The sequence below is a fragment of the Piscinibacter sp. genome (assembly GCF_050175855.1).
GTDB lineage: Bacteria > Pseudomonadota > Gammaproteobacteria > Burkholderiales > Burkholderiaceae_C > Piscinibacter.
This window is the reverse complement of sequence record NZ_JBFXIO010000055.1, coordinates 1-16203: the sequence shown is the minus strand read 5'-3', so window position 1 is coordinate 16203 and position 16203 is coordinate 1. Positions and strand designations below refer to the sequence as shown.

The following is a 16203-nucleotide window of genomic DNA, read 5'->3' as shown; positions in this document are numbered from 1 at the left end:
TCCCTGCGATGCCGACGGCCATGTCGACATGGATGCGCTCAGCGAGCGCGCCCGCGGCAACTATCTCTACGCCCGCGCGGTGGTCGGCCGCGAGTACGCCACGCCGGCCGTGCAGCGCTGCCACTAGGCCCGGGTTTCAGCGCCGCGGCGCCTTGCGCAGCTGCTCGAGCAGCTGCGACGTGGCACGCGCCAGACGCGAGTCCTGCTTGCGCGCCACGAATTCCCTGTTCAGCTCGTCGAGCGCCTGCAGTGCTTCTTCCTGCCGCCCGGCGCGCGCGCGCAGCAGGGCGAGCGCGAAGCGGTGCAGCGGCTGGCGATCCGCCACCGCCTGTTCGGCCGGGTAGAGCCACTCGAAGGTGGACAGCACATCGGCTGGGCTGAGGAAGCCGAGCAGCACCTCGCGCTCGGCGTCGCTGGCGGTCAGGCCCCAGTCGACCAGCCGGCGCCAGACCAGGTCGCGCTGCGTGGTGTCGGGCTGTTCGCCGGCGGCGCGCATCTGGTTGAGCACCTCGAACGCATAGCCGTTGAGCTCGCCGCGCAGCATGGCCACCGAGAACTGCATGCGGCGCAGCCAGGGGCGGTCCCTCGAGCCTTTGGCGGCGGCCTCGAAGTGCTGGCGCACCGCCTCGTCGATGCGCGCGCCGTTCCAGACCATCCAGTGCGCCCACATCGTGTGGGCGTAGACGTTGCCGGCGTCGTCGGCCAGCGCGGCTTTGTACAGCGCCGGCGGGTCGCCGCCGGCCGCGCCGTCGCGGCTGCGCAGGAAGTCGGCCCAGCCGAGGTGGGCGGCGAGGTCGGCGCGGCGCTCACCGCGTGCAGAGGCCATGCCCTGGGCCAGTACCGGCTGGATCGGCTCGACCAGCGCGCTGAAGCTCTCCTTATCGCCGGCCACGCGGGCCTCGCGCAGCCAGCGCATGCCGCAGTCTTCGCGGGCCTTGCGCACCGCCTCGTCGCCGGGTCGGCTGGCGATGATGGTCTCGAACTGCTTCCAGGCCACTGCATGGCTGCCGGCCTCGCAGAGCTGCGTGGCGGCAGCCAGTTCGGCGGCCTGGAGTTCGAGCTGGGCCTTCTCCTGCGCGCGCTTCTGCTCGGCCCGCTCGTAGGCCACGAAGGCGCCCGCGATGGCCAGCGCCAGTACGCCGGCGGCCACCAGCCAGGCGCGCATCGGCAGCCGGCCGCGCAGGCGATCCACCGCCGCCACCGTCTCGGCCACCAGGTCGCCCTTGGGTTGCAGCAGCGTCACCGAGCGCAGGTAGGGCGGGATGTCCTCGATCGGCGTGGGCAGCGCCATCACCGGCAGCACGCGCCGCCCCGGGCTGCGCCAGCGGCGCTGCGCGATGTCGAGCTCGGTGAGCGCGTAGCTGCCCGGCGCGATCGAGCGCGGCGTGATCAGGAAGACGAGGGCGTCGGCGCCCTCGATCGCCTCGCGCAGTGCCTCGTGGTAGGGCTCGCCTTCCTTGAGCTCCGCGCGGTCGGTGAAGACCTCGTGGCCCTCGGCCTCGAGCGCCAGCCGCAGCTGCTCGGCCAGGTTCTTCTGATCGGAGGGATAGGAGATGAAGAGATTCACGGTGCGGGTTCGGGGGCGTGCGATTGTTGTGCCGATCCGCCAGGGGCGCAACGCACAGCGGCTACGATGCGGGCCCGCGGCGATTCCGCCCATCCCTACCCGAACCACGCCCTCCGGCGCAGCACACCATGGCCAGCAGCCTCCTCGCCCTGCTCGACGACATCGCCACCGTGCTCGACGACGTGGCCGTCCTGTCCAAGGTGGCTGCCAAGAAGACCGCCGGCGTGCTCGGCGACGACCTGGCACTCAATGCCCAGCAGGTCACCGGCGTCAGCGCCGACCGCGAACTGCCGGTGGTGTGGGCGGTGGCCAAGGGCTCGCTCGTGAACAAGGCGATCCTGGTGCCCGCGGCACTGGCGATCAGCGCCTTCCTGCCGATGCTCATCACGCCGCTGCTGATGGTCGGTGGTGCGTTCCTGTGCTTCGAAGGCTTCGAGAAGCTGGCGCACAAGTTCCTGCACAGCGCCGCGGAGGACGCCGCGCACAAGGAAGAACTGGCCCAGGCGCTGGCCGATCCGGCCGTCGACCTGGTGGCGCTCGAGAAGGACAAGATCAAGGGCGCCGTGCGCACCGACTTCATCCTCTCGGCGGAGATCATCGCGATCACGCTGGGCACGGTGGCCGCCGCGCCCTTCGTCACCCAGGCCTCGGTGGTGGCCGGCATCGCACTGGTGATGACGGTGGGCGTGTACGGGTCGGTGGCCGGCATCGTCAAGCTCGACGACGCCGGGCTGTGGCTCAGCCGCCGGCCCGGCGCCGGCGCGCAGGCGCTCGGCCGCGGCATCCTGGTGGCAGCGCCCTGGCTGATGAAGCTGCTGTCCATTGCCGGCACGGCGGCGATGTTCCTCGTCGGCGGAGGCATCCTGGTGCATGGCATCGGGCCGCTGCACCATGCGGTGCAGGGCTGGGTGGAAGGCATGGGGCCGGTGGCCACCACGCTGCTGCCGACGCTGGCCGACGGCGTGGCCGGCATCGTCGCCGGCGCGCTGGTGCTGGCCGCGGTGTCGCTGTTCCAGCGTCTGCGTGGCCGCCCGGCGTGAACTTCGCCACGGCGCGCCGCGGCGAATGCGATGCGCCGGTTGAATAATGGCAGCCAATAACAACCACACCCTCAGGAGGCTGCCATGTCCCGATCCGTCCCGCTGTCGTCGCGCGCTGGCGCGTTGGTCATGGTGCTCGGCCTGGCGGCCGGTGCGGCCCTGGCCGCACCCACGGCCACGAAGTTCGATCCGGCGATGGAGGTGCAGGGCACGAAGCTGCAGCTCAACGGGGCGGGCACGCGCTACAAGGCCATCTTCAAGGTCTACGACATGGCGCTGTACACCACCAAGAAGGTGTCCAGCCCGGCCGAACTGCTGGCGCTGCAGGGGCCGAAGCGGCTGCAGTTCACCGCATTGCGCGAGCTGCCGGGCACCGATCTCGGACGGCTGTTCCTCAAGGGCATGGGCGACAACTCGCCGAAGGAGCAGGTGCAGCGCCACGCCCTGGCCAGTGCACGGCTGATCGAGGTGTTTTCCGGCCGCTCGAAGATGCTGCCGGGCGAATCGTTCGCGATGGAGTTCGCGCCCGGCAAGGGCACCACCTTCTACATCCTCGGCAAGCCGCAGGGTGCGCCGGTGGGCGACGACGAGTTCTTCCAGATGGTGATGAAGATCTGGGTCGGCGAATCGCCGGCCGATTCGCAGCTGCGCGACGCCCTGCTCGGCCTGGACAAGGAATAGCGCGAGGCCCTCAAGTTCGCGAGCGGCGTGCCGAAGACGGGGTCGGAGGTGCGCCCACCATGAGCCCGATCTCGTCGACCGCCCTGTCGGGGCTGAACGCCGCGCAACTGCAGCTGCATAGCTCGGCACACAACATCGCCAATGCACAGACGCCGGGCTTCCGGCGGCAGATGGTTCAGCAGAGTGCCGAGCCCGCGGGCGGCGTGCGCGCCAGCGTGTCTCAGGCGAGCGAGCCGGGCGAGTCGCTGGCCGAAGACATCGTCAACCAGATGGCCGCCAGCGCCGTCTACCGCGCCAACCTGCAGACCTTGCGAACCGAGCGCGACCTGACCGGCACGCTGCTCGACGTGATGGCCTGATCGACCAGCCCGGCGTCGCTCAGCGGGCCGGTGCGCTGTACAGGAACAGCGCCAGCAGCGCCCAGTGCAGCGCGACCGTGCCCCAGTAGACCTGGCGGAACGACTCCTTGGCCGACTTGTGGCGCAGCAGCCGCTGGGCCAGCCAGGCACCCGGCCAGCCGCCGGCGAGGCTGGCGGCGTGCAGCACGGCCTCCGGGGTGCGCCAGGCGTGGCGCTGCGCGGCGAACTTGTCACGCCAGTAGAGGTAGAAGGCCAGCACGCTGACCAGCGGCGCGGCCAGCACCACCGGCACCGGCAGGCGCTGCGTCCAGGCGGCCCACACCAGCAAGGCGATGAAGGCCGGCACCAGCAGGGCCATCGTCCGCATCTCGATGGCCACGTGCGGCGGCGGCGGCGGGCGCCGGCTGCCGTCACGGCGGCGCGGCGCTTCACGCGGCGGCGGGCGGCGCGGGTCGACATAGTCGAGCGGGCTCACCGCCATCGCACGCGGCCCCTTGCCGCCGACGTGGATCTCCTCGAAGCGCACCTCCAGCCCTTCGGCGGGGGCGGCGCTGCCGCCGCGGAAGTCGCGGATGTGGAAGAAGACCTCGGCCTGCGCCCCTGGGCTGCGCACGAAGCCGAAGCCGCGCTCGGCGTCCCAGCGGACGATGGTGCCTTGCTTGTTCATGGCGACGGCGGCTCTTCGCCGCTTCTTTGCAACGTCATGGCCACGATGCTAGCCAGCGCCGAGGATGCGTCGTGTTGCCCGCTGTAGCGGCCTGTAGCGGCGTGTTGCGGCTCACCGCCGCGGCGCGGCGCCGGCCGGCGGGATGGCATCGAGGTCGTCGAAGTAGTCCGACGACACCGGCTCGAACTGCGGCGTGGCCAGGGCCATCTCGTCGCCTTCGGCCAGCACCTCGACCATCTCGGGCACCGGCAGCATGCGCCGTCCTCCCGGGCCGATGACTTCCTCTTCCACCTCGACGCCCTGCTCGCGGAAGAGGGCGCGCACTTCGGCCGGACTGGGCAGGGCCTCGGCGCGCCATTGCAGCACGCGGATGCCGGCCGCCTGCAGCACCTGCGCCATGCGCTCGTGGCGGCGGATGCTGCGCTCGGATTGGCCGTCGGTGCGGATGTCGACCACGGCGACGACGCGAGAACTCTTGTCACACACCACCAGGTCGACGGTGAGCCGGCCCACGCGGGTGAGCCAGTCGCTGTAGGAGTGGCGGGTGGGCACGCTGATGAAGCGGGCCAGCGGCACCTGTGCGAGCACCAGCCGGCTCGGCATGGCCTTGCGCATCAGGTCGTAGGCCTGGCGCTCGGGCAGGGTGAGCACGCGCACCGCCTGCGGCGTCCAGGACTGCACCGTGTCCAGCGATTCCTCGCGGCTGCTGCGCTTGGGCGTCTTCGGGCGGCTGCCCCGGCGGCGCGCCCAGACCCAGGCGAGCAGCAGGGCGGAGACGGTCAGCGCGGCGATGAAGTTGATGTCGAGCATAGCCACGGCGGCAGCGAGTGCGGGAAGGAAATGGGCACAGCGTACTGCCGGCCACCGGAGTCCGGTCGGCCGAGAAGCGGGAGGATTTCACGCCTGCCGGAACGATTGCGAACGCTTACTGCGCGGCCGCGAATCGCGTGACGACCCAGTGATCGAGCAGTGTCCGTTCGTGACGCAGCGGCTCACCGCCGGTGCTGTCGCGGGCGTCGCCGAGGCGGGGCAGGGCGGGGTCGTGCAGCGTCTCGTGGCCAGCGGCGATCTGGCCGCCCGCTGCGTCCAGCAGCGTGTAGCGCAGTTCGATGCGCGGCCCGTCGCCACGACCGGTGACCACGCGCACATCCTGGAGGGCTCTTCTCGACGGGCGAACCGTCCCGGTCAGGTCGACGTCGATCAGCTCGACGCGAAGCGTGCGCGTATCTGGCAGGCGCTGGCGCCCGATCGCGCGCAGTTGAGCCGCCAGCGCGGCCAGGTTCTTCTCGCGCTGCGCCGGCGTGCTGCCGGCATCGGTGTGCGCCTTGGCCGCGTCGTAGGTCACCTCGACGCTGCCGGCCTGTGCGGATGCGGCGCCCACGCAGGCGGCCAGCGCCATCAGGGTGTTCGGGAGGGCATGGCTCATGTCGGTCCTCGCAATCGGCAGTTTTTCGTGGAACTGGCCACTTCGGTCCGCAAGGGTGCACCGATCCGTGGCACGCTCGCGGCAATCACATCGTGCTCCCACCCATGTCGTCCCGCAAGCCCGATTCCGAGTCACCCATCAGCCGGGTGCGCGAACTGTTCAAGCGACCCCTCAAGTTCGAAGTCCGCGGAGCCCAGGTGCACGTGGTGCTCGGCGAGCGTGACGACCGCCAGGGCGCCACCACGACTGGAACGTCCGCCGGCGAGGCACTGCGCCGGGGCCATGCCGATCTTCACCGGCTGCTGCGGGTCCATCCGGAAACGAGACAGCTGATGCGTCACCTGGCGTTCGTCGAGCAGACCATCGGCCGCTTCGGCTCGAGGGCGATCAAGCGCGAGATCCCCGTGCTGGTGCTGCGCAAGGGCATCGAACAACTCGACCTGCTCGTCGAAGGGGTGCCCTCTGCGGGGCTGGTCTATCTGCGCGCGCGCATGGCCGAGGCGGTTGCTGCGCGTTCCGCAGCGGCGGAAGTCGACGAAGAGACCGAGACCCGCCCCGGCAGCCTCGAGGTCACCGAAGCCTCGCACTCGCTGTTCGACGAGATGGAGCGAAGCTGGACGGGCGAGATCCCCCTGGGGACGCCCCCGGCTGCACCGCGCGGCTGATCGGAGTAAGGTCGATCCTGGCGCACCCGGTGTGCGCGAGAGGATGCCCGATGAAGCGCTGCCTCGTCCTACTGCTGGCGCTGTGCCTGGCGGCCTGCGCCAGCGTGCCGGCGCCGGTCCCGGCCAACCTGTTCGACGACTCCCTGTTCGAGGCGCCGTCGCATCCGGTCGCGCCGGGCGACGTGTTTGCACTCTCCGATTCGATGCGTCGCTTTCTCGACGAGGACTTGGCCCGCGAGTCGCGCCGCAAGGGCCCGAGGACGGCGCTGATCGATGCCCTGTACGCGCCCGGCCAGCTCAAGCTCGACTACGACGCGCAGCGTACACGCACGGCCGCGGAAGCCTTCGAGGCGCGCAGCGGCAATTGCCTGTCACTGGTGATCATGAGCGCCGCGATGGCGCGGCACCTCGGCTTGCCGGTTCAGTTCCACAGTGTCTACAGCGATGCGGGCTGGGGGCGCAGCGGCGACCTGCTGGTCTCCAACGGCCACGTGAATCTCACGTTGCGCAACCACTTCGGCGATGGCCGCGTGCGTTTCGACGTGGCCGAAGCCATGCTGATCGACTTCGATCCGCCGGCGCCTGGGCAGCGGCAGTATTCGCGGGTGATCGACGATGCGACCGTGCTGGCGATGTACATGAACAACCGCGCTGCCGAGCTGCTCGCGGCCGGGCAGGTGGACGAAGCCTACTGGCACGTGCGCGCGGCCATCGAAACTCAGCCGACGTTCATGCAGGCCCACAACACGCTCGCCGTGGTCTACCTGCGTCGCGGTGCGCTGGCGCGGGCCGAACGCGTCATGCGGCAGATGCTCGACGTCGAGCCAGCCAACACGGCGGCGTTGTCCAACCTGGCGAACCTGTACGAGAGAGCAGGGCGGGCTCAGGAGGCGGCGAGCCTGCAGTCACGGCTGGCGCGCCTCGAACCGTATCCACCCTACCACTTCTTCCAGCGCGGGCTGGAGGCCATGGAGCGGCGCGACTACGCGCTGGCGCGCACGATGTTCGAGAAGGAGATCGAGCGCGCCGCCTATCACCACGAGTTCCACTTCGGACTGGCGCTGGCCAGCTATGGCTTGGGCGACTTGAAGGAGGCACAGCGCCAGCTCGGCCTGGCGATGAAGGCCAGCACGCGCGATGCCGACCGCCAGCTCTACGCCGGCAAGCTGGAGAAGCTCAGGGCGCTGCGCCTGCAGTGAGGCCCCAGACGGCCAGCATGAAGGCCAGCACTTCGGCACGCTCGGCCAGCGCGTCGTAGCGGCCGGAGGCGCCGCCGTGGCCGGCGTCCATGTTCACCGACAGCAGCACCGGCTCGTCGCCGGTCTTCACGGTGCGCAGCCTGGCGGCGTACTTGGCCGCTTCCCAGTAGGGCACCTGGCTGTCGTTCAGCCCGGCGCGCAGGTACATCGCCGGATAGGCCGCCTCGCGCAGGTTGTCGTAGGGCGAGTAGCTGCGGATGACGGCATAGTGATGCGGCTCCTTCGGGTTGCCCCACTCGAGGTACTCGCCCACCGTCAGCGGCAGCGATTCGTCGAGCATGGTGTTGACCACGTCGACGAACGGCACCTCGGCGACCACGGCGCGGAACAGCTCCGGCCGCAGGTTGGCGGCCGCCGCCACCAGCAGCCCGCCGGCGCTGCCGCCCTCGATGATCAGCTGCGCCGGCGTGGTCCAGCCCTGCGCGACCAGCGCCTCGGCGCAGGCCACCAGGTCGGTGAAGCTGTTGCGCTTCTTCTCCAGCTTGCCCTCGTCGTACCAGCGCCGCCCGCGGTCGCCGCCACCGCGCACGTGGGCGATGGCGAACACCACGCCGCGGTCGAGCAGGCTCAGCCGCGACGACGAGAAGTACGGGTCGACCGGGATGCCGTAGGCGCCGTAGCCGTACATCAGCAGCGGCTGCGGCGCGCCGCGCCGCAGCGCGCGCTTCCACACCAGCGAGACCGGCACCTCGGTGCCGTCGGCGGCGCGCGCCATGATCTGCGTGCTGTCGTAGAGCGCCGGGTCGTAGCCGCCGAGCACCGGCTGGCGCTTCTTCAGCGTGCGCTCGCCGCTGCGCAGGTCGACGTCGACGATCGAATGCGGCGTCACCATCGAGGTGTAGGCCACGCGGTAGACGTCGCTGTCGAACTCGGCATTGACGTCGCCGCCGGCGCTGTAGACGGCCTCGTCGAAGGGGATGTGCCAGTCGCGACCCCGGTTCCCGTTCTCGAGGTCGAACACGCGCAGCTTCAGCGTGCCGCGGTCGCGCTCCTGCACCACCATCCAGCGCTCGAACAGGTCCACGTCTTCCAGCATTACGTCGTCGCGGTGGGCGATCAGTTCTCGTGCCGATGCCAGCGAGGGCGCATCGGCGGGCGTCTCCACCAGGCGGAAGTTGCGCCCGGTGTCGTTGACGAGCAGGTAGAAGCGGCCGTGGCGATGATCAAGCGACATCTCGATGCCGCTCTTCCTCGGCAGCACCACGCGCGGCGCCGCCGCGGGATCATCGGCGTCGATCACGCGCAGCTCGGTGGTGTCCTTGCTGCCCGACGACACCACGATCCAGCGCTCGTCGCGTGTCTTGCCCAGACCCAGCCAGAACAGCTCATCACCCTCTTCGAACAGCAGCTCGTCGGGCGTGCCGGCGCCGAGCCGATGCCGCCAGACGCGGTGGGTGCGCTTGGCTTCGTCCTTGGTGAGGTAGTAGAGGGTGCGGCTGTCGTTGCCCCAGGCGGCGTCTTCGGTCTTCTCGATGGCCAGCGGCAGGTCCTGCCCGCTGGCGAGGTCACGCACGCGCAGCGTGTAGTCGAGCGCGCCGGTCTCGTCGAGCGAGTACGCGAGCAGTCGCGCGTCGGGGCTCACGTCGAGGGCGCCGAGCTGCAGGAAGGGCTTGCCTTCGGCCAGCGCGTTGAGGTCGAGCATCACCTCCTCGGGCGCGCCGGGTTCGTCACGACGGCGCAGCCAGGTCTCGTACTGGCGGCCCTTGGCCGTGCGGCTCCAGGTCCACCAGCCGTTCTTGCGCCAGGGCAGGTCGTCGTCGTCTTCCTGGATGCGCGCGAGCATCTCGTCGTAGAGCTGCTGCTTGAGTTGCGCATGCGGCGCGAACCAGGCTTCCGTGTGGGCGTTCTCGGCGTGCAGGTGGGCGATGACCTCGGGGTCGTCGCGGTGGCGCAGCCAGTACCAGTCGTCGATGCGCGTCTCGCCGTGGATCGACACGTCGTGCGGCTTGCGCTTGGGGATGGGAGCCTTCATGGCCTCGAGGATACGGTGAGCTTGCCATGGCATGCTCGCGCCCCATGTCCTCCCCGCACGGCCCGCAGCGCATCGTCTGCCTCACCGAGGAAACCACCGAGTGGCTCTACCTGCTCGGCGAGGAATCGCGCATCGTCGGCATCTCCGGCTACACCGTGCGGCCGAAGCGCGCGCGCCAGGAGAAGCCGCGCGTCTCGGCTTTCCTCGACGGCAAGATCGACCGCATCGTCGCGCTCCGGCCCGATCTGGTGATCGGCTTTTCCGACATGCAGGCCGCGCTGGCCGACAAGCTGATCCGCGCCGGGCTCAGCGTGCTCGTCACCAACCAGCGCAGCGTGGCCGAGATCTTCGCCACCCTGCGGCTCGTGGCCGGGCTGATCGGCCGCAGCGCCGAGGCCGAGGCCTGGATCGCCGGCTGCGAGCGCCGCCATGCCGAGATCCGCGAGGCTGTCGCGCGCTGGCCGCGCCGCCCGCGCGTCTACTTCGAGGAGTGGGACGAGCCGATGATCAGCGCGATCCAGTGGGTCAGCGAGCTGATCGGCATCGCCGGCGGCGACGATGTCTTTCCCGAGCTGGCGGTGCAGCGCATGGGCCGTGACCGCGTGATCGCCGATCCGCTCGAGCCTGCGCGGCGCGCGCCGGAGCTGATCGTCGGCAGCTGGTGCGGCAAGAAATTCCGGCCGGAGCGCGTGGCCGCGCGGCCCGGCTGGGCCGAGGTGCCGGCGGTACGAACCGGTGCGCTGGTGGAGATCAAGAGCTGCGACATCCTGCAGCCCGGACCGGCGGCGTTGACCGACGGGCTCGGGCAGCTGCACCGCGCGATCAGCGCCTTGCCGCTTTCAGCATCTCCGCCGCCATGAAGGCCAGCTCCAAGCTCTGCGAGCCGTTCAGCCGCGGGTCGCAGGCACTGCGGTAGCGCTCGGCCAGGCTGGCGTCGGTCAGGCCCTGCGCGCCGCCGCGGCACTCGGTCACGTCCTGCCCGGTCATCTCGAAGTGCAGGCCGCCGGCATGGCTGCCTTCGGCGGCGTGCACCGCGAAGAAATCGCGCACTTCCGCCGCGACGTTGGCGAAGTCGCGCGTCTTGTAGCCGTTGGCGCTGGTGACGGTGTTGCCGTGCATCGGGTCGCAGCACCACACCGGCGTGCGGCCCGCGGCCTGCACCGCGCGGATCAGCGCCGGCAGCCGCTCGGGCAGTTTCCCCGCGCCCATGCGCGTGATCAGCACCAGGCGGCCCGGCTCGCGCTGCGGGTCGAGCCGGTCGAGCAGCGGCAGCAGTTCGTCGGGCGTGACCTTGGGCCCGAGCTTCACGCCGACCGGATTCGCCAGGCCGCGCAGGAACTCGACGTGCGCACCGTCGACCTCGCGCGTGCGCTCGCCGATCCACAGCAGATGGGCCGAGCCGCCGTACGCGCGGCCGCTGGCGTCGTCGCGGCGCGCCAGCGCCTCTTCGTAATGCAGCTGCAGTGCCTCGTGCGAGGTCCAGAACGACACCGCGTGCAGCTGCGGCGCGCTCGCGGCGTCGAAGCCGCAGGCCTCCATGAAGGCGAGGCAGTCGGTGATGCGCTCGGCCAGCGTCTCGAAGCGCTCGCCCTGCGGACTGCGCTTGACGAAGTCCGCCGTCCAGCGGTGCACCTGGTGCAGATCGGCGAATCCTCCCTGGGCCAGCGCGCGCAGCAGGTTGAGCACGGTGGCGGAGTGCGAGTAGGCGCGCAGCAGGCGCTGCGGATCGGGCGTGCGCGCCGCGGCCGTGAACTCGGCGCCGTTGACGATGTCGCCGCGGTACGAGGGCAGGGTGACGCCGCCCGCCGTCTCGCTGTCTGACGAGCGCGGCTTGGCGAACTGCCCGGCGATGCGGCCCACCTTCACCACCGGGCAGGCGGCGCCGTAGGTGAGCACCACCGCCATCTGCAGGATGACGCGGAAGGTGTCGGTGACGTTGGCGGTGGACAGTTCGTCGAAGCTCTCGGCGCAGTCGCCGCCTTGCAGCAGGAAGGCCTCGCCGCGCGCCACCGCGGCCAGGCGCTCGCGCAGTGCGTCGGTCTCGGCCGGCACCACCAGCGCCGGCCAGGCAGCGAGCTGGCGCTCGGTGGCGGCCAGCGCCGCGGCGTCGGGGTAGGCGGGCAGCTGCCGCGCCGGGCGCTGTCGCCAGCTGTCGGGAGACCAGTCTTGATTCATGCCTGTAACCGGAACGTGCCGCAAATGCGGTGCGGCACTGTAGCCTCTCGGCTGCACGAACCGAGGAGATGTCTCCATGCGCTTTCCGCGCCGCAGCGGCATCCTGCTGCACCCCACCTCGCTGCCCGGCCCGCACGGCAGCGGCGATCTCGGCGACGAGGCCCACGCCTTCGTCGATTGGCTGGCCGGTGCCGGCCAGAGCCTGTGGCAGGTGCTGCCGCTGGGCGGCCTTGGCCCGGGTAACTCGCCCTACATGAGCAGCTCGGCCTTCGCCGGCAACGTGCTGATGATCGACCTGCGCGAGCTGCAGCGCCGCGGCTGGCTGAGCGAGGCCGAGATCGCGCCAGTCGAGGGGCTCGACCCACGGCGCGTGAACTTCGCGGCGATGGTGTCCTTCCGGATGCAGCGGCTCGCGCTGGCCGCTGCGCGCTTCGCCCAGCGGGCGAGCGCCGAGGAGCGCGCCGACCTCGCCGCCTTCGAACGCGAGCACACCGACTGGTTGCCCGACTACGCGCTCTTCATGGCGCTGGCCGAGCACCACGGCTGGCGCGACTGGTGCGAGTGGCCCGACGGCCTGGCCCAGCGAACGCCGCCCGCGCTTCAGCGGGCGCGCGAGGCGCACCGCGAGCGCATCGCCTTCTGGACCTTCTGCCAGTGGCGCTTCTTCCGCCAATGGGCCGCCCTGCGCGCGCACGCCCACTCCCGTGGCGTGCACATCGTCGGCGACATGCCGATCTTCGTCGCCTACCAGAGCGCCGACGTGTGGGCGCGGCCCGAGCTCTTCGAGCTCGACGCCGCCGGCCGGCCGACGGTGATCGCCGGCGTGCCACCCGACGCCTTCAGCGCCACCGGCCAGCGCTGGGGCAACCCGCTGTACCGCTGGAGCGCGCATGCGCAGGGCGGCTACGCCTGGTGGATCGAGCGCGTGCGGCGCAGCGTCGAACTGGTGGAGATCGTGCGCATCGACCACTTCCGCGGCTTCGCGGCGCATTGGGAGATTCCGGCCAACGAGCCGACGGCGGTGAAGGGCCACTGGGAGCCGGGCCCGGGCGAGGCGCTGTTCCGCGCGATCGCCGACACGCTCGGGCCCCTGCCCATCATCGCCGAGGATCTCGGCGTGATCACGCCCGACGTCGACGCCTTGCGCCACGCCTTCGACTTCCCCGGCATGCGCATCCTGCAGTTCGCCTGGGGCGAGGGCATCGCTGCCGAGCGACGCTTCCAGCCGCACCGCCATGAGGCCGACACCGTGGTCTACACCGGCACGCACGACAACGACACCAGCGTGGGCTGGTGGGCGAGCGCGGACGAGGCGACGCGCCACCACCTGCGCGAGTACCTGGCCACCGACGGCCGCGCGATCCACTGGGACATGATCCGCATGGCCTGCGCCAGCGTGGCCGACACCGCCATCTACCCGCTGCAGGACGTGATGGGCCTGGGCGGCGAGGGACGCATGAACTTCCCCGGCCAGGGGGAGGGCTGGTGGGCCTGGCGTTTCGACTGGAACCAGGTGCCGCAGGATGCGCCGGCGCGGCTGCGACGCATGGCCGAGCTCTACGAAAGGCTGCCCCCGCAGACAGGCTGAATTGACATGTGCTAATGTCGTCTGCCGCTGTCAGGAGGGTGGATGGACATGCGTCTTCGGGAGCCGGGAAGGTGAGCGCGCCGCTGAAGAACGCGACGCTGCGCCAGCTCGCCACCTTCCACACGCTGGCCCGGCTGCGCAGCATCTCGCAGACGGCCGAGGAAATGCACCTGACTCAGCCCGCGGTGTCGCTGCAGATCGGCATCCTCGAGGAATCGGCCGGCACGCCGCTGCTCACCCGCAGCGCGCGCGGCGTCAAGCTCACCGAGTCGGGCGAACTGCTCGCCGCCTACGCCGACCGCATGCTCGCGCTGTGGCGCGAAGCCAGCGAGGCGATGGCGGCGCAGCGCGGGCTGATCGCCGGCACACTGCGTATCGGCGCCGTGACCACCGCGGAATATCTGCTGCCGCACGTGCTGCTGGAGTTCGTCAAGCTGCACCCCAAGGTGAAGGTCAAGCTCCAGGTCGGCAACCGCGCCGAAGTGACCTCGGCGCTGGCGGTGCAGGAGGTCGACCTGGCGGTGATGGGCCGCCCGCCCTCCGAACTGCGTGCCAACGCCACCGCCTTCGCCAAGCACCCGATGGCCTTCGTCGCCGCGCCGTCGCACCCCGTCATGCAGCTTCCCGCGCCGACGCTGGCAGACCTCAACGAACACAGCCTGCTGGTGCGCGAGCGCGGCTCGGGCACGCGCCACACCGTCGAGGCGCTGTTCCGCGAGGCGGGCGTGGAACTGGCCATCGGTGCCGAACTGTCGAGCAACGAGGCGATCAAGCAGATGTGCGCGGCTGGCTTCGGCGTGGCCTTCCTGTCGATGCACGCCTGCGTGCTGGAGCTGCAGGCCGGGCTGTTGGCGCAGGTGCCGGTGCCGGGCCAGCCGGTCGAGCGCGACTGGTACGTGATCTCGCTGGCTGGCCGCGCCATGCCGGCGGCTGCGACCGCCTTCGAAGCCTTCCTGCGCGAACAGGGGCTGGCGCTGATCGAGGAGCGTCGCTATCAGTCGCAACAGCTTCCGGAAGCTCCGGCGAAGAAGCAGCGGGCGAACCGCCGCTCAGGCTGAAGCGATCGCGTCGGCCTTGGCCAGCAGCGCCTCGGCCATGCGGATGCTGGCGATGTCGATCAGCCGGCCGTCGAGCGACACCGCGCCCTTGCCTTCCTTGGCGGCTTGCGCCATCGCCTCCTTGATGCGGCGCGCCTTGTTCACCTCGGCCTCGGTCGGCGTGAACACTTCATTGGCCAGCGCCACCTGCGAGGGGTGGATGGCCCACTTGCCCTCGTAGCCCAGCACCGCCGCCCGGCGCGCCGCGGCGCGGAAGCCGTCGGGATCGGAGAAGTCGCCGAAGGGCCCGTCGATCGGCCGCAGGCCATAGGCGCGGCAGGCCACCAGCATGCGCGTCTGTGCGGCGTGCCAGGGGTCGGTCCAGAAGCTCTGGCGCTGGCCGTGCTCGTCGGGGTCGGTGAGCACCACCGACTCGCGGTTCACGCCACCGATCACCGTGGTGCGCGCGCGCGTCGAGGCGGCGTAGTCGGCCACGCCGAAGCTCATCGCCTCCAGCCGCTTCGAGCTCTGCGCGATGGCTTCCACGTTGGCCATGCCCAGCGCCGTCTCGATCAGCACCTCGAAGCCGATGCGCTTGCTGCGCCCCTTGGCGTTCTCGATCTGCGTGACCAGCATGTCCAGCGCATAGACGTCGGCCGCCACCCCGACCTTGGGAATCAGGATCATGTCCAGCCGCGGGCAGGCCTCGACGATGTCGACCACGTCGCGGTACATGTAGTGCGTGTCCAGGCCGTTGATGCGGATCATCATCGTCTTGGCGCCCCAGTCGAGCTCGTTGAGCGCCTGCACGATGTTCTTCCGCGCCTGCGGCTTGTCGTCGGGCGCCACCGCGTCTTCCAGGTCGAGGAAGACGATGTCGGCCGCACTGGCCGCGGCCTTCTCGAACAGGGCGGTGTTCGAGCCGGGCACGGCCAGCTCGGAGCGGTGCAGGCGCGGCGTGGCCTGCTCGATCAACGTGAAGCTCATGTGTCGTTCCTTTCCGTGAATCGATCTGTTCCCGACCCAGCCACCCGCCGCGGAAGCGGCTCTGCCGGTCCGCTGGCGGGGCGGCCCCCTCGGGGGGTAGCGAGCGCCAGCGAGCTTGGGGGCTCCATCTAGCCTGTGGCGCCGAAGCCGGCGGCGGCGCAGCGGATCGACAGCAGCAGCGCGGTGCGCACCTCGTCGTCGCCGCCGGCGCGCACGCGCTGCAGCAGCTGCACCTGCTCGCGGCTGACCTGGTTCATGGTTTGCAGCCGGCGACCGAGGCGGCGGCGGTGCTGCGGAAAGCGCTCGGCGAGCTCGCCGGCATCGGTGACCTCGAGCACGCGCGCGCAGGTGCGCTCGTACTCCGCCTCGATCATGCGGAACACGGCGTCGCGCGCCGCCGCGTCGGGCACGAGGCGCGCGTACTCGGCGGCGATGGACAGGTCCACCGTGAGAAGCGTCTTCTCGACCTCGTCGATCACCGTGCGGAACGGGCGGCATTCCTCGAACATGCGCTGCAGCAGCGCCAGGCCGCGTGCCTTGCGCACCTCGACGAAGGCCTCCAGCGCGCTGCCGAGGCCATACCAGCCGGGCACCATGTGGCGGTTCTGCGTCCAGGCGAACACCCAGGGGATGGCGCGCAGGTCGGCCAGCGTGCCGGGGCCCTGGACCCGCTTCGCGGGGCGCGAGCCGATATTCAGCAGCGCCAGTTCCTCAAGCGGCGACGAGCCGCGCAGGTAGGCCAGCAGCTGCGGCATCTCCATCAGCTTGCGGTAGCTGGCC

16 protein-coding genes are annotated in these 16203 nt (G+C 70.7%); 8 read left to right on the top strand and 8 right to left on the bottom strand.

The window, feature by feature from the left end; all coding sequences use genetic code 11:
• Positions 1-136: 136 nt before the first annotated feature.
• On the bottom strand, positions 137-1567 hold the full coding sequence (locus AB7U92_RS06685; protein ID WP_428575398.1) for a toll/interleukin-1 receptor domain-containing protein: 1431 nt from the start codon (positions 1565-1567) through the stop codon (positions 137-139).
• Between the two features lie 128 nt (positions 1568-1695).
• On the opposite strand from AB7U92_RS06685, the gene AB7U92_RS06680 reads away from it, so the two are divergent.
• The 3 genes from AB7U92_RS06680 (at position 1696) to AB7U92_RS06670 (ending at position 3647) form a co-directional block, all read left to right on the top strand.
• Positions 1696-2607 carry a DUF808 domain-containing protein gene (locus AB7U92_RS06680; protein WP_428575397.1) on the top strand — a complete coding sequence of 304 codons (912 nt, stop codon included), beginning with the start codon at positions 1696-1698 and terminating at the stop codon, positions 2605-2607.
• An 84-nt stretch (positions 2608-2691) separates the two neighbouring features.
• Complete coding sequence (locus tag AB7U92_RS06675; protein ID WP_428575396.1) at positions 2692-3288, top strand: chalcone isomerase family protein; 597 nt, start codon at positions 2692-2694, stop codon at positions 3286-3288.
• Between the two features lie 59 nt (positions 3289-3347).
• Positions 3348-3647: a flagellar basal body protein gene (locus AB7U92_RS06670; RefSeq protein WP_428575395.1), complete on the top strand. Its 300-nt coding sequence runs from the start codon at positions 3348-3350 to the stop codon at positions 3645-3647.
• Between the two features lie 19 nt (positions 3648-3666).
• On the opposite strand, the gene AB7U92_RS06665 is transcribed toward AB7U92_RS06670, so the two are convergent.
• From AB7U92_RS06665 to AB7U92_RS06655, 3 genes are all read right to left on the bottom strand, one after another.
• Entirely contained in the window at positions 3667-4314 is a 648-nt protein-coding gene (locus AB7U92_RS06665; protein ID WP_428575394.1) for a DUF1294 domain-containing protein, read from the bottom strand.
• Between the two features lie 111 nt (positions 4315-4425).
• Complete coding sequence (locus AB7U92_RS06660; protein WP_428575399.1) at positions 4426-5124, bottom strand: DUF2726 domain-containing protein; 699 nt, start codon at positions 5122-5124, stop codon at positions 4426-4428.
• 115 nt (positions 5125-5239) lie between these two features.
• Positions 5240-5740, bottom strand: coding sequence for a DUF3016 domain-containing protein (locus AB7U92_RS06655; protein ID WP_428575393.1), 501 nt, complete (start codon positions 5738-5740; stop codon positions 5240-5242).
• A gap of 146 nt (positions 5741-5886) precedes the next feature.
• Between AB7U92_RS06655 and AB7U92_RS06650 the strand changes: the two genes are divergently transcribed.
• Both AB7U92_RS06650 and AB7U92_RS06645 read left to right on the top strand, forming a co-directional pair.
• Positions 5887-6405, top strand: coding sequence for a hypothetical protein (locus AB7U92_RS06650; protein ID WP_428575392.1), 519 nt, complete (start codon positions 5887-5889; stop codon positions 6403-6405).
• Between the two features lie 50 nt (positions 6406-6455).
• A complete protein-coding gene (locus tag AB7U92_RS06645) occupies positions 6456-7604 on the top strand; it encodes a tetratricopeptide repeat protein (RefSeq protein WP_428575391.1) in 1149 nt (382 codons plus the stop codon).
• On the opposite strand, the gene AB7U92_RS06640 is transcribed toward AB7U92_RS06645, so the two are convergent.
• Positions 7582-9636, bottom strand: coding sequence for a S9 family peptidase (locus tag AB7U92_RS06640; protein WP_428575390.1), 2055 nt, complete (start codon positions 9634-9636; stop codon positions 7582-7584). The genes AB7U92_RS06645 and AB7U92_RS06640 overlap by 23 nt on opposite strands.
• Positions 9637-9680: 44 nt before the next feature.
• Here AB7U92_RS06640 and AB7U92_RS06635 point away from each other — a divergent pair, with 44 nt between their 5' ends.
• Complete coding sequence (locus AB7U92_RS06635; protein ID WP_428575389.1) at positions 9681-10496, top strand: cobalamin-binding protein; 816 nt, start codon at positions 9681-9683, stop codon at positions 10494-10496.
• On the opposite strand, the gene AB7U92_RS06630 is transcribed toward AB7U92_RS06635, so the two are convergent.
• On the bottom strand, positions 10459-11811 hold the full coding sequence (locus AB7U92_RS06630; protein ID WP_428575388.1) for a class II 3-deoxy-7-phosphoheptulonate synthase: 1353 nt from the start codon (positions 11809-11811) through the stop codon (positions 10459-10461). The genes AB7U92_RS06635 and AB7U92_RS06630 overlap by 38 nt on opposite strands.
• Before the next feature lie 76 nt (positions 11812-11887).
• On the opposite strand from AB7U92_RS06630, the gene malQ reads away from it, so the two are divergent.
• Together malQ and AB7U92_RS06620 are read left to right on the top strand one after the other, a co-directional pair.
• On the top strand, positions 11888-13399 hold the full coding sequence (gene malQ, locus AB7U92_RS06625; RefSeq protein ID WP_428575387.1) for a 4-alpha-glucanotransferase: 1512 nt from the start codon (positions 11888-11890) through the stop codon (positions 13397-13399).
• A 71-nt stretch (positions 13400-13470) separates the two neighbouring features.
• Positions 13471-14457, top strand: a complete 987-nt coding sequence (locus AB7U92_RS06620; RefSeq protein ID WP_428575386.1) for a LysR family transcriptional regulator — start codon at positions 13471-13473, stop codon at positions 14455-14457.
• On the opposite strand, the gene AB7U92_RS06615 is transcribed toward AB7U92_RS06620, so the two are convergent.
• Both AB7U92_RS06615 and AB7U92_RS06610 read right to left on the bottom strand, forming a co-directional pair.
• The gene (locus tag AB7U92_RS06615) at positions 14449-15423 is read right to left on the bottom strand and encodes an HpcH/HpaI aldolase/citrate lyase family protein (RefSeq protein WP_428575385.1); all 975 of its coding nucleotides are present in this window, start codon (positions 15421-15423) and stop codon (positions 14449-14451) included. The two genes, AB7U92_RS06620 and AB7U92_RS06615, sit on opposite strands and share 9 nt — an antisense overlap.
• Before the next feature lie 128 nt (positions 15424-15551).
• Positions 15552-16203, bottom strand: a 652-nt coding sequence (locus tag AB7U92_RS06610; RefSeq protein WP_428575384.1) for a phosphoenolpyruvate carboxylase, incomplete at its 5' end; no start/stop codon positions are given.

What these genes read in the sequence shown, in the direction of transcription:
- AB7U92_RS06680 (WP_428575397.1), top strand. Translation starts at nt 1,696, where the DNA reads ATGGCCAGCAGCCTCCTCGCCCTGCTCGACGACATCGCCACCGTGCTC.
- AB7U92_RS06675 (WP_428575396.1), top strand. Translation starts at nt 2,692, where the DNA reads ATGTCCCGATCCGTCCCGCTGTCGTCGCGCGCTGGCGCGTTGGTCATG.
- AB7U92_RS06670 (WP_428575395.1), top strand. Translation starts at nt 3,348, where the DNA reads ATGAGCCCGATCTCGTCGACCGCCCTGTCGGGGCTGAACGCCGCGCAA.
- AB7U92_RS06665 (WP_428575394.1), bottom strand. Translation starts at nt 4,314, where the DNA reads ATGAACAAGCAAGGCACCATCGTCCGCTGGGACGCCGAGCGCGGCTTC.
- AB7U92_RS06660 (WP_428575399.1), bottom strand. Translation starts at nt 5,124, where the DNA reads ATGCTCGACATCAACTTCATCGCCGCGCTGACCGTCTCCGCCCTGCTG.
- AB7U92_RS06655 (WP_428575393.1), bottom strand. Translation starts at nt 5,740, where the DNA reads ATGAGCCATGCCCTCCCGAACACCCTGATGGCGCTGGCCGCCTGCGTG.
- AB7U92_RS06645 (WP_428575391.1), top strand. Translation starts at nt 6,456, where the DNA reads ATGAAGCGCTGCCTCGTCCTACTGCTGGCGCTGTGCCTGGCGGCCTGC.
- AB7U92_RS06640 (WP_428575390.1), bottom strand. Translation starts at nt 9,636, where the DNA reads ATGAAGGCTCCCATCCCCAAGCGCAAGCCGCACGACGTGTCGATCCAC.
- AB7U92_RS06635 (WP_428575389.1), top strand. Translation starts at nt 9,681, where the DNA reads ATGTCCTCCCCGCACGGCCCGCAGCGCATCGTCTGCCTCACCGAGGAA.
- AB7U92_RS06630 (WP_428575388.1), bottom strand. Translation starts at nt 11,811, where the DNA reads ATGAATCAAGACTGGTCTCCCGACAGCTGGCGACAGCGCCCGGCGCGG.
- malQ (WP_428575387.1), top strand. Translation starts at nt 11,888, where the DNA reads ATGCGCTTTCCGCGCCGCAGCGGCATCCTGCTGCACCCCACCTCGCTG.
- AB7U92_RS06615 (WP_428575385.1), bottom strand. Translation starts at nt 15,423, where the DNA reads ATGAGCTTCACGTTGATCGAGCAGGCCACGCCGCGCCTGCACCGCTCC.